The 12,583-nt window shown below is 39.5% G+C and carries 10 protein-coding genes; 4 read left to right on the top strand and 6 right to left on the bottom strand.

Features of this window, described 5'->3' with window-relative positions:
• Nucleotides 1-60: 60 nt before the first annotated feature.
• On the bottom strand, nt 61-1,011 hold the full coding sequence (locus tag ABXG83_RS04195) for a hypothetical protein (RefSeq protein WP_353550235.1): 951 nt from the start codon (nt 1,009-1,011) through the stop codon (nt 61-63).
• A 103-nt stretch (nt 1,012-1,114) separates the two neighbouring features.
• Here ABXG83_RS04195 and ABXG83_RS04190 point away from each other — a divergent pair, with 103 nt between their 5' ends.
• From ABXG83_RS04190 to ABXG83_RS04180, 3 genes are all read left to right on the top strand, one after another.
• Nucleotides 1,115-1,774: a metal-dependent transcriptional regulator gene (locus tag ABXG83_RS04190; protein ID WP_353550234.1), complete on the top strand. Its 660-nt coding sequence runs from the start codon at nt 1,115-1,117 to the stop codon at nt 1,772-1,774.
• Nucleotide 1,775: 1 nt separating this feature from the next.
• The gene (locus tag ABXG83_RS04185) at nt 1,776-3,656 is read left to right on the top strand and encodes an Nramp family divalent metal transporter (RefSeq protein WP_353550233.1); all 1,881 of its coding nucleotides are present in this window, start codon (nt 1,776-1,778) and stop codon (nt 3,654-3,656) included.
• A gap of 92 nt (nt 3,657-3,748) precedes the next feature.
• Nucleotides 3,749-4,981, top strand: a complete 1,233-nt coding sequence (locus ABXG83_RS04180) for an NADP-dependent isocitrate dehydrogenase (protein WP_353550232.1) — start codon at nt 3,749-3,751, stop codon at nt 4,979-4,981.
• Between the two features lie 75 nt (nt 4,982-5,056).
• Here ABXG83_RS04180 and smpB read toward each other — a convergent pair whose 3' ends face one another.
• The 4 genes from smpB to ABXG83_RS04160 form a co-directional block, all read right to left on the bottom strand.
• Nucleotides 5,057-5,497 carry an SsrA-binding protein SmpB gene (smpB, locus tag ABXG83_RS04175; RefSeq protein ID WP_250685852.1) on the bottom strand — a complete coding sequence of 147 codons (441 nt, stop codon included), beginning with the start codon at nt 5,495-5,497 and terminating at the stop codon, nt 5,057-5,059.
• Between the two features lie 26 nt (nt 5,498-5,523).
• Nucleotides 5,524-6,441: an acetyl-CoA carboxylase, carboxyltransferase subunit beta gene (gene accD, locus ABXG83_RS04170; RefSeq protein ID WP_353550231.1), complete on the bottom strand. Its 918-nt coding sequence runs from the start codon at nt 6,439-6,441 to the stop codon at nt 5,524-5,526.
• 129 nt (nt 6,442-6,570) lie between these two features.
• A complete protein-coding gene (gene fbaA, locus ABXG83_RS04165) occupies nt 6,571-7,638 on the bottom strand; it encodes a class II fructose-bisphosphate aldolase (protein WP_353550230.1) in 1,068 nt (355 codons plus the stop codon).
• A 138-nt stretch (nt 7,639-7,776) separates the two neighbouring features.
• Entirely contained in the window at nt 7,777-8,574 is a 798-nt protein-coding gene (locus tag ABXG83_RS04160; RefSeq protein WP_353550229.1) for a helical backbone metal receptor, read from the bottom strand.
• A 157-nt stretch (nt 8,575-8,731) separates the two neighbouring features.
• Here ABXG83_RS04160 and ABXG83_RS04155 point away from each other — a divergent pair, with 157 nt between their 5' ends.
• Nucleotides 8,732-11,158, top strand: a complete 2,427-nt coding sequence (locus ABXG83_RS04155; RefSeq protein WP_353550228.1) for an outer membrane beta-barrel protein — start codon at nt 8,732-8,734, stop codon at nt 11,156-11,158.
• A 67-nt stretch (nt 11,159-11,225) separates the two neighbouring features.
• Here the strand turns inward: ABXG83_RS04155 and ABXG83_RS04150 are convergent, their stop codons facing one another.
• The gene (locus tag ABXG83_RS04150) at nt 11,226-12,581 is read right to left on the bottom strand and encodes a pyridoxal-phosphate dependent enzyme (protein WP_353550227.1); all 1,356 of its coding nucleotides are present in this window, start codon (nt 12,579-12,581) and stop codon (nt 11,226-11,228) included.
• Between the last annotated feature and the right edge of the window lie 2 nt (nt 12,582-12,583).

The following is a 12,583-nucleotide window of genomic DNA, read 5'->3' as shown; positions in this document are numbered from 1 at the left end:
GCAGAATGGCATTTGCAAACGTTTTCGGATCATTCATGCCATTACAATCAAAGAGATTTATTAGGATGATTTTTTCTTTTTTGTTTTCGGTTCTCTCTTTTTACGATAAGCATCATCAAAAAAACATTTGATCCCTCGATGATTGCCACAACTGCCTTGCTCTTTCACATTTACATAGTTACCCGAAAAATTAAAATCGATCACACAGGGATCACCATTTTGAAGATAGATGGCTGTTGTTCCTGTCTTTAATTTGAATTCACCTTTCAATTCTCCAACACATGACCCTTTGTCTTTTTCAAAATGAATAAAGAATAGGTAAGTGTTCAGGTCTTTTCCATCACGGATGGATATGTAATTTTTATCATTCTTTACATAATCGCCACTCCATTTATTCTTTCTGGGTAATGTATCTATCGGATTGATCACCGCTGTTTTTTCCGGATCTTCATTGCTATCGTTGATCACCAACATAAAAAATCCTTCATTGTTATACACCCATCCTGCACGCGTAAACTTTGCAGTATTATCCGATGACATCTTTTCACGATTGATCATGAATGTGGGTTCCTTATTGATGGAAACAAATCGATAGTACTGATCCGTTTTTTGATCTGTGATCAACTCTTTGGATGCGAGATAAGAAAGCTTTTTATCCGTTACAAAAACAACGGCTGTTGTTTTTTTCTGTTTGGTAAAGTTGAGTATCAGATAATTTTCATTTTCCTTTTCAATGATACCTACCGGACGGATCAATGTCTTTTTATCTTTCCCCACAAATGGTTTCAAAGCCGAATCCGGAATGAATTGTACCAGTGCTTTGTATCCAATTCTGGTTGTGTCAGCTTTGCGGACAAGGTTGGAATCCGCGATCAAAAAGGAGCCCGTGATCTTAGGGAATACAGTGATAAAATCTTCAGCTTTTAAAGGCACTTCTCCGGAAAAATCAATTTTCTTGTCTTTGCAGGCAAAGCAAATGATCAATAAAGAGAGCAGTACCCAGCGTTTCATGAACATAATTTGACTTAAAAATAGGGTTTTCAATGGAAGTATAACTATCTGTTGCAAATTAGCAGATTAAAATTTAGATTTGTCTAAAAATAAATTTAGGGTGATGAAGTTTACCATGGCGGAAGAGAACTATATCAAAGCTGTCTATCACTTGCAACATGGGCAGGATGTGGTGACTACCAATGCATTGTCTGCTGAGTTGCAGACCAGACCTGCATCCGTTACCGATATGTTGAAAAAACTGAAGGCTAAAAGGATCATCAGTTATGAGCCTTATCGCGGTGTAAAACTGAGTGCAGAAGGGAAGAAAGTGGCATTGGGGATCATCCGGAAGCACCGTTTATGGGAATATTTCTTGGTTGATAAATTGCATTTTGGCTGGGATGAGGTACATGAAGTGGCGGAAGAACTGGAACATATCAGTAGCCTGAAACTCATCGATAAATTGGATGAATTCCTCGGTCACCCAAAATTCGATCCGCATGGCGATCCGATTCCGGATAGTAAAGGAAAAATAACCGCCCAACCTCAGGAGCCATTAGCCACCATGCCTGTAAATACATTGGTAGAAATCACGGCAGTAGGTAGTCAATCTACCGAGTTATTGGAATTACTCAAACATAAAGGACTACAAATGGGAACCCGCTTGGAGGTCAAAAGATTGTTTGAATTCGATGGATCCATGGAATTGAGAATCAAAAATCAACAAACCATTACAGTGAGTCGGGAATTATCATCTGTATTATTTGTAAAAACGGTGTGAGATGAAACAAAGTAATGAATCGATTTCTTTAAGTGAGGTACACGAAACGGTAGACACAACAATACCCCGTAAAGGATGGAGACGCATATTGGCCTATTTAGGACCTGCCTATTTAGTGAGTGTAGGATATATGGATCCTGGTAACTGGGCTACAGATCTACAGGGTGGTGCGAAGTTTGGCTACCAGCTGATCTGGGTGCTATTGATGAGTAATCTCATGGCATTGTTACTACAAAGTTTAAGTGCCCGATTGGGTATTGTGAGAAGAAGAGATCTTGCACAAGCCAATCGTGAAACATATCCTCCGCTTGTTAATTTTTGTTTGTACATCTTAGCAGAACTAGCGATTGCAGCAACAGACCTGGCCGAGGTTGTAGGGATGGCCATTGGTCTGCATTTGTTGACCGGACTGCCCTTGATGTGGGGTGTGGCCATTACTGTATTGGATACTTTTTTGTTTTTATTGTTGCAGCGCTATGGTATCCGTAAAATGGAAGCCTTTATCCTGGCCTTGGTAGCAACCATCGGCGTCTCATTTCTGATCGAAATTCTTTTGGCTAAACCGGATTTAAGTGAAGTAGCAACAGGTTTTATTCCATCCATGCTGAGTGATGAATCTTTGTACATCGCAGTGGGCATCATTGGTGCAACAGTAATGCCACATAATCTGTACCTGCATTCAGCATTGGTACAAACACGAAAAATAGGTGCCGATTCGAAAAGTATCAAACGCGCATTAAAATATAATTTTATTGATAGCGCTATTGCATTGAATGCTGCATTTTTTGTGAATGCTGCGATTCTTGTTTTAGCCGCAACTGTTTTTTTTAAAACAGGAAATACTGAAGTAGCAAGAATTGAAGATGCACATCAGTTATTACAACCACTTCTGGGAACGCATCTGGCGCCTATTCTTTTTGCAGTCGCATTGATCGCTGCAGGACAAAGTTCTACAATCACGGGAACACTTGCCGGGCAGATCGTGATGGAAGGCTATCTACGCCTGCGTTTGAACCCATGGTTGCGTAGACTGATCACAAGGTTAATAGCGATTGTACCCGCTGTATTGGTGATCGGTATCTATGGTGATGGGAAAGTAGATGATCTGTTGGTTTTTAGTCAGGTGATATTGAGTTTACAGTTGGGATTTGCTGTGATACCCTTGATACATTTTGTAAGTGATAAAGAAACCATGGGTGATTTTGTGATCAAACCATGGGTGAAAGTTGCAGCATGGACAGTAGCATGTGTATTGGTATTCCTGAATGTAAAACTGGTAGCAGAAGAGGCATTGTCTGTTTATGATGCACAAGGGGAGTGGGGCCTGAAATTATTGGTAAGTGTATTGATCTTGATTTTTCTCTGGCTGTTTCTCACCATGACCTTTCTTCCCTTCTTCAAAAAACGCAGGGCGCAAAGAGATGCTGCTATGCATGGTGAATGGGCGGAGTTAAGTAATCTTTCTGTGAAAGCCACTAAAAAAATCGCCATAGCATTGGATTTCACCAAAGCAGATCAAAAACTGATCGCACATGCTTTGGCGCAGGGTAATAAAAATGTGTCTTTCCTGCTGTTACATGTGGTAGAAAGTGTATCAGCAAAGTATTTGGGAGATGCCAGTGATGATGATGAAACACGTTTAGATAAAAAACGACTCGATCATTATTGCGAACAATTAAAAATGCAAGGGTATCAGGCAGAAGCGATTTTAGGATATAAGAACCGCGTCACAGAGATCATACGAATAGTAAAAGATTCTGGAGCGGACATGGTGGTGATGGGGGCTCACAGACATAGTGGGTGGAAGGATTATCTTTTTGGAGAAACCATTGAAGATGTTCGGCATGCGTTGCAAATACCGGTTTTGATCGTAAATGTCTGATTCTGCATCGTGGATAACCAAAGGGTAGATTTATGCTGAAATAGCTTGAAATCGTTACATTTGTGCCCGTTTTATCATTAAAATAAACCGTAATGACGCAAAAAATCAAAGTAGCAAATCCCGTAGTAGAACTGGATGGTGATGAGATGACAAGGATCATCTGGAAATTCATTAAAGAGAAATTGATCCTTCCATATTTGGAATTGGATATTAAATATTATGACCTGGGAATGGAGTATCGTGATGAGACCAATGACCAGGTAACTATTGATGCAGCCAATGCAATCAAGCAGTATGGTGTTGGTATCAAATGTGCTACGATCACTCCCGATGAAGAGCGTGTGAAAGAATTCAAGCTCAAACAAATGTGGAAGAGCCCTAATGGTACGATCAGAAATATTTTGGATGGTACTGTTTTCCGTGAGCCGATCGTTTGTTCGAATGTACCAAGATTGGTGCCTAACTGGACTGCTCCGATTTGTATCGGTCGTCACGCTTTTGGGGATCAATATCGTGCTACAGATTTTGTAACCAAAGGAAAAGGAAAGCTGACCATTAAGTTTGAAGGAGAAGATGGAACGGTTCAAGAATTTGAAGTCTTCAATTTCAAAGGTGATGGGGTTGCTTTAGCGATGTACAATACTGATGAGAGTATCAAAGGTTTTGCTCGCGCTTGTTTTAATCAGGCATTGAGTAAGAAATGGCCTTTGTATCTGTCGACGAAGAATACCATTTTGAAAAAATATGATGGTCGTTTCAAAGACATTTTTGAAGAGATCTATCAGAATGAATTTAAAACTGCATTCACTGAAGCAGGCATTACTTATGAGCACCGTCTTATTGATGACATGGTAGCCAGTGCACTGAAGTGGAATGGCAATTTCGTATGGGCTTGTAAGAACTACGATGGTGATGTACAAAGTGATACCGTAGCACAAGGTTTTGGTTCTTTGGGTCTGATGACTTCTACACTTGTTACTCCTGACGGAAAAGTGATGGAAGCAGAAGCTGCACATGGAACTGTAACACGTCACTACCGTGAACACCAGAAAGGTAAACCTACATCTACCAATCCGATCGCATCGATCTTTGCATGGACCAGAGGTTTAGAGTTCCGTGGAAAACTGGATGGTAATCAGGAGCTGATCAATTTCTGTCAGGCACTAGAGCAAGTGTGTATTGAAACTGTTGAGAGCGGAAAGATGACAAAAGACCTGGCAGTATGTATCCATGGAAATAAAGTTAACCATGGTGAGCACTATCTGTATACAGAAGAGTTTCTGGAAGCGTTGGATCAGAACTTGAAAGTGAAACTCGCTAAATAGATCTTTGATTTTTTGATCTTTGATTTCTTGATTTATTTATTCAAATCAAGAAATCAAAGATCATCGAATCAAACTTTATTTTAAAAATCGCTTGATTTCTTTTTGAACATCCCTGTCTTTTATAGTCTCTCGCTTATCGTGGAGTTTTTTACCTTTTCCTAGTCCGATCTCTACTTTCACCAGGTTTTTATCATTCAGGAAAACACGTAGGGGAATCACTGTGTATCCTTTCTCTTTTAATTTGGCTTGTATCTTTTTTAATTCTCTTTTTTGTAAGAGTAGTTTTCTGTCGTGAACGGCAATATGATTATTGGCAGTGCCATGAGAGTATTCTGCGATATATAATCCTCGTACCCAGAGTTCACCATCATCAAACAAACAAAAAGCGTCATTGAAGCTTACTTTGCCATCGCGTATGGATTTCACTTCAGTTCCTAGCAATACAATACCGGCCACATATTTATCTTCAATGTGGTAATTGTAATAAGCCTGCCTGTTGTTCATTTCTTTTGCCATGGCAGTGTGTGGGTAACATTCTGTTCTTATTTTCTGAAATGCATGGCCAGTTGAGCCAGTTTCTGTTTCAGTTGTTTTCTCTCAACAATAAAGTCGAGGAATCCATGTTCCAATAAGAACTCACTTCTTTGGAAGCCTTCGGGAAGATCTCTTTTGATGGTTTCTTTGATCACACGAGGACCGGCAAAGCCAATGAGGGCACCGGGTTCGGCAATATTAAGATCACCCAGCATACCAAAGCTGGCAGAGATACCACCAAATGTAGGATCGGTGAGTAATGAAATATAGGGGAGACCCGCGTCACTCAATTGAGAGAGTTTTCCGCTGGTCTTGGCCAACTGCATCAGACTGAAAGCACTTTCCATCATACGTGCACCACCACTCTTGCTGATGACCAAATAAGGTAGTTTGTGCTCGATACAATAGTCTACAGCGCGACTGAATTTTTCGCCCATCACACTTCCCAATGAACCACCAATGAATTCAAAATCCATACATGCGATCACAAAACCTTCTCCATCCACTTTTCCGGTGGCAACACGCATTGAATCTTTCAGATCGGTCTTGGCATGAATTTCATCCAGTCGTTTCTGATAAGGTTTCAGATCGGTAAATCCGAGTGCATCCTTACTCTTGATCTGGTCAAACAACTCTGTGTATTCACTGTTGTCAAATAAGAAGTCGTAATAATCAGCACTTCCAATTCTGTGGTGGTGATTACATTTTGGACACACATACAGATTTTCAGAAAGTTCTGTTGTAGTACATATATAATTACATTCCGGACATTTATTCCAAAGTCCTTCCGGTGTTTCTTTTTTATCCGCAGTCGAAGTCAAGATACCCTTACGTATGCGCTTGAACCAACGAGGCTTGGTATCTTCACCCTGAGGGCCTTCTCCGGTTAAATTTGCTTCAAAATCTTCTTCACGTTCTTTTTTCATAACGAGGCAATAGATTGGGCGGCTAAGATAGGGAAAAGTGAGTAATGGGGGATAGTCCAAAGTTCATGGTCCATAGTCCATAGTAAAAAAATTTCCTACTATGGTCTATGGACCATGAACTATTAACTACTAAGCGTTTCTATTGATACAATTCAGATCCTCAAAAGCGACTTCCAGGCGCTTAGCGAAGTTTTCTTCGGCTTTGCGGAGCCATACGCGGGGATCATAGAACTTTTTATTAGGTTTATCAGCACCTTCAGGATTACCGAGTTGTCCTTGCAGGTAAGCTTCATTCTTCTTGTAGAAGTCTCTGATGCCTTCCCAGAAAGCCCACTGAAGATCCGTATCGATATTCATTTTGATTGCACCGTAGCTGATCGCTTCACGAATCTGGTGTTGCGGTGAACCACTACCTCCATGGAAAACGAAATACACTGGTTTAGGTCCTGTTTTCAGTTCCTGCTCAATAAAGAGCTGACTGTTATTCAGAATTTCAGGGCGAAGTTCTACGTTACCAGGACTGTATACACCGTGTACATTACCAAAAGCAGCAGCTACGGTAAAGAGCTTGCCCACTTTACTCAGTTCTGTATATGCGTATGCCACATGCTGTGGTTGTGTATATAATTTATCATTTTCGATACCACTATTATCAACACCATCTTCTTCACCACCGGTAACGCCTAATTCGATCTCAATGCTCATTCCAAGCGGAGCCATGCGTTTGTAAAACTCAACTGAAGTATGGATATTTTCTTCGATGGGTTCTTCTGATAGATCAAGCATATGTGAACTAAACAAAGGCTGGCCTTTTTCTTTATAAAACTGTTCACCCGCATCGATCAATCCACTCACCCATGGTAACCATTTTTTAGCAGCGTGGTCTGTATGTAACACTACAGGAACACCGTAGTGTTTTGCAACATTGTGAATATGTAAGGCTCCAGAAATACCACCGGAAATATTACCTTGTAATGCATCATTGGGCATACCTTTTCCGGCAACAAACTGAGCGCCGCCATTTGAAAATTGTATGATCACCGGAGAATTTACTTTAGCAGCTGTTTCCAATGTTGCGTTGATGGTATTGGTACCAATCGTATTTACAGCAGGCAATGCAAATTGATTGTCTTTTGCATCATTATACAATGCTTCTAATTCTTCACCGAATAATACCCCGGCTCTGTACTTTTTCATGGTTGGTTTATTTTAGATGTGAATTGTGAATAGTGAATGGTCAATAATAAATAGTAAGATATTTACAATTGACCATTCACCATTCACATCTATGGTCTTAAATCGGCGGCAAGATACTTTACAATCCGCAAACGATTGTTAGCTTTTTAGGGTTGTGGATGAACTGTTGATTGTGTTCCATAAACCGCAAAAATAGGCAGGAGAATGCTGTAATCTGCTCCCATACCAACTGAACATTTCTCCATCGGCGAGTAGGATCGTTGCACCGGGAACATGTGTTTGTAATTCAGCGATATGTTTTTCTTTAAAAGGATAAGGTTCAGAAGATAGTAAGATGATCTCCGGTGCCAATACTTGTATTTGCTCAATGGTGATAGAAGGGTAGCGTGTTTGGTTTGCAATAACGTTCTCAAGTTTACAACGTAACATCATATCATGGATGAATGTGTCGCTTCCAACAGACATGTAAGGATCTTTCCAGATCAGGTATAAACAAGTTTTGGTGCTTTGTTGCTGCAGTTGTGCTGAAAGTTTTATAAAACCTGTTTGAATATGTGTAATGATCTCTTTTGCTTTTGATAAGGTATTTGTGAGTTTACCTATTTCTTGTATCATATTACACGCATCTTCTAATGTACTGATATCTGTGGTATGAACAGGTGCAAGCGCAGCTAATGCTTCCACTTGTTCCTTTACATTTTCTTCTTTGTTAGCGATGATAAGTGTTGGTGATAAAGATTTGACGCGATCAAATTTTACATCTTTTGTACCTCCGATCCTGGCTTTATTCCTGAACCAATGATCTGGATGAATACAGAATTTGGTGATTCCTACCACCTCTTCTTCCAACCCTAGGTCAAACAATAATTCTGTTTGAGAAGGCACCAATGAAACGATTCGATTGATCTTATCGGAAAAGGTTTTCTGTAGACTCATAGTCGCTATACGTTGACTTTAACTCGAAGATGGTGATAATGTCAGTAACGTTGACTGAGATAGCACGATAGTAGTATATCAATATTGTAAAATTACCGCCAAAGCTGCTTTTTTTCAAAATGAAAAATTCTCGGCATTAAGGTTAAAAAACGCCACGATGAAAAAGATCTTACTGTTTACGCTTTTCTGTTATTGTTTTGATTGGTCGTTTGCGCAGTTAGCTACAAAAATGACGGGAACAGTTATAGACTCTATCGGACATCCGCTTCAATATGCCACTATTGCTTTATTCAAGGAAAAAAAAGAAAAGGTAATATCCATGACATATACAGATTCAAAAGGTAAATTTTTAATTACTCATTCCAATACAGGAGAGCATTGGCTGCAGGTAAGTCTGGAAGGATATGAAGTAAGCTGGAATCGTGTTATGCTGAATAAAGAGGATATGGATGTTGGGAGTATTATTTTAAAAACTTCAATCAAAGAATTACAGGGAGTAACGGTTACGAATACAAAGAGATTGGTTTCCATGCGCGAAGACGGGATTAGTTATAATGCTGAAAACGATCCGATGGCTAACTCGGAAAAAGCATTGGATCTATTGAAAAAAACACCCATGGTTAGTGTAGATGGAAATGGGAAAGTGATGATCAATGGACAAACTAGTTTCAGGGTTTTGGTAAATGGGAGAGAAACAGCACAATTTGCAAGAGATGCCAGTGAGGCACTAAAAAACTACCCGGGTAGTATTATTAAGCGGATAGATATCATCACGAATCCTTCTGCAAAATATGATGCAGAAGGCGTAGGAGGACTCATTAATATTATTACTAAGAAAAATGTCATAGGATACAATGCTTCCGTGGATATTTGGAACAACTACTTTAATCCTTTTGATTGGAGTTCAAATGTGGCGCGTGGTGGGAATATGACATTCAATATGAAAAAAGATAAAGTAGGTCTTGTCGTGGGTTTGCTTTATGACGGTAACCAGAATTTTATTTACCGTGAGAATGAAACTATCCGCTCATTATCCAGTGCTGCTTTTTCAAAAAGAACGAGTACTGGTATTTCCCAGAGTAGCACGTATTCACCTGAAGGCAATTGGGAGTTGACATATGAGATCGACTCTATGAACGCCATAAGTATTTATGGGACATTTGATCGAACCAGAAATGAAAGTGATAAAAGCAGATTGTTTACATTGGAAGGAAATCCAAGTACAACTACAATCCAAAGTGATTTTTTGAGTGTTCAGAATCAAAAATCCATTGATCTAAGTTCAGGAATAGATTATATAAAGAAGTTCAAGAGTAACCCTGCCAAAGAATTTACGATCAAGCTTTATGGTGTATTTGGAGATAATGATCTTAGAAATACAAGCGCTCAGTATAATAGCACAGGTAGTGACCGATTTATTTTGAATGATAATATTTCCAGTGATAAACAATACACCATACAAACCGATTACATCCTTCCCGGAAAAAATAAACGGATCTTGGAAATAGGAGCTAAAGCTATTTTACGTCGGGCTATTTCAGATTACCAGAGTTATATCAAAAGCACTGCTAGTGGTACTTATCAGCCTAATCCTTTGAACTCTGATAATTTTAATTATCATCAAAATGTGTATAGTACTTATGCAAGTAAGAGTTTCACATCCGGGAGGCTAAATTTTCGCATCGGATTACGGATGGAACATACAGTTATTAACGGTAATTTTATTTCTACAGGTACTGCAGTGCAACAATCTTATACAAGATGGTTGCCTAATTTCTTAGTAGGTGCTAGGACAAAAAACGGATCTTATTTTTCTTTTAGTTATAGTCAAAGACTTAACCGACCTTATGTGAACGCGCTGAATCCGTTTGTAAATAACATCGATTCCCTGAATGTATCAACAGGCAATCCAAATTTAGGACCTCAATTATCTCATGTAATGAATTTTCAGTACAGATTAAGTGGAAAGAAAATATTTACCACATTTAGCTTGGGATACAACTTTAGTAACAGTTACATCATCTATGGGTATTTCTTTAACAAGAGCACTGGTGTTACTACGTTTCAGCCTCAAAACGGAGGAACAAGCCGCATTGCTTTTTTGAATATTGGCCTTAATGCAACGCCATCGAAATCTGTCAGATTAAATTTCAATGGTAATATCTCATATCTCAGGATCGCAAGCCCAAGTTTAGGACAACAAACCAATCAAGGCTTCTCGGGCCAGACAGGTACTAATGGATCTTATGAAATCGGAAGTAAGCTTATAGCAACCTGGTTTGCTAATTATTATTTTCCGGTTTTATTGCTTCAAGGAAATGTCAATGCCTACTATGCCTATGGATTCGGTAGTCGGTATATTATTTCCAAAGGAAAATTATTTGCGAGTGTAAGTATCAATAATCTGTTCAATAAACGAGGAGAGTTTTTGAGGATCAGAGAATTTGCCGATGCAAATTTTGCCTCAGAAGTTAAAACGTTTAATCGATTCAGAGGTGTGACAATGTCTTTGACATGGAGTTTTGGAAAGCTTGATCAAAGCGTTTCAAAGAAGAAAGGGATTAGTAATACAGATCTGTTGTAGAATTGGAAACAGCGTTAGCAGCATTAAAAAAAGTCTAGGGTTTTAGATACCCTAGACTTTTTATTATTTACTTCGCCAAACTTTGAATCACATCATACTTCGTGATGATATGGAAATCTCCTTTCTCATCTTTCGCTAATACTGCACCATTTTCTTTATTGATCAGTGTACCGATCTTTTCAACCGGCGTAAGAAAATCAACAACAGGGTAGGGATGTTCTATCACACTTGCAACTGTAGCATCTTTTAATTCAGGGTTACTGAATATTTTTTGAAACAGTCCTCCTTCACTCAAAGAACCTTTGATCTCACCATCTTTCAATACCGGGATCTGTTCGATATCATATTTCTTCATCAACTCCACTGCATCTGCAACCGTATGTTCCGGTGATACCGTGATGAGTTTTTGTCCGCCTCTTCCGTTCACAATGTCTTTGAAAGTTTTTACATCCAGGAAACCACGTTCCATCATCCACTGGTCATTGTAGACTTTACCAACATAACGGCTGCCATGATCATGGAACACACAAACTACTACATCATCTTTTGTCAAACTTGCTTTTAATTGCATCAAGCCTTGTAAGCAACTACCTGCGCTATATCCACAAAACAATCCTTCTTCTTTAGCGATGCGACGGGCCATTACTGCTCCATCTTTATCAGTAACCTGCACAAACTCATCGATCACACTCATATCGTAGTTTCCGGGAACAAAATCTTCACCAAAACCTTCGGAGATATAAGGATGTACTTCATTCATATCGATCTCACCTGTCTTGAAATATTTTGTCAGCAATGAGCCGTATACATCAACTGCCCATACTTTGATATTGGGATTTTTTTCTTTCAAGTACATAGCTGTACCGGTGATCGTGCCGCCAGTTCCAGCGGTACACACAAAATGTGTGATCTTACCTTCTGTTTGTTCCCAGATTTCCGGTCCGGTGGTTTCGTAATGAGCCTGACGATTCGCCAAATTATCATATTGGTTCATGTACATGGAATTGGGAATCTCTTGTCCCAGTCTTTTGGCGACACTATAATAACTGCGAGGATCTTCGGGGAGAACGTTGGTGGGACAAACAATCACTTCTGCACCGACTGCTTTGAGGATGTCAACTTTTTCCTTGGATTGTTTATCGGTGGTAACAAATATGCATTTGTAACCCTTTACACAGGCTGCTAATGCCAATCCCATACCCGTATTTCCACTGGTACCTTCGATGATGGTTCCGCCAGGTTTGAGTTTGCCTTCTTGTTCGGCCACTTCCACCATTTTCAAAGCCATACGGTCTTTGATAGAGTTACCGGGATTGAAATAATCAACCTTGGCCAGCACGGTGGCAGGAATGTCTTTTGCTACTTTATTGAGTTTGATCAGGGGGGTATTACCTATCGTTTCGAGGATATTATTCAGCCACATGC

Origin of the sequence: Sediminibacterium sp. KACHI17 (genome assembly GCF_040362915.1) — a bacterium.
Taxonomy (GTDB): domain Bacteria; phylum Bacteroidota; class Bacteroidia; order Chitinophagales; family Chitinophagaceae; genus Sediminibacterium.
The sequence above is the reverse complement of the archived record's forward strand: the minus strand, read 5'-3'. Positions and strand labels throughout refer to the sequence as shown.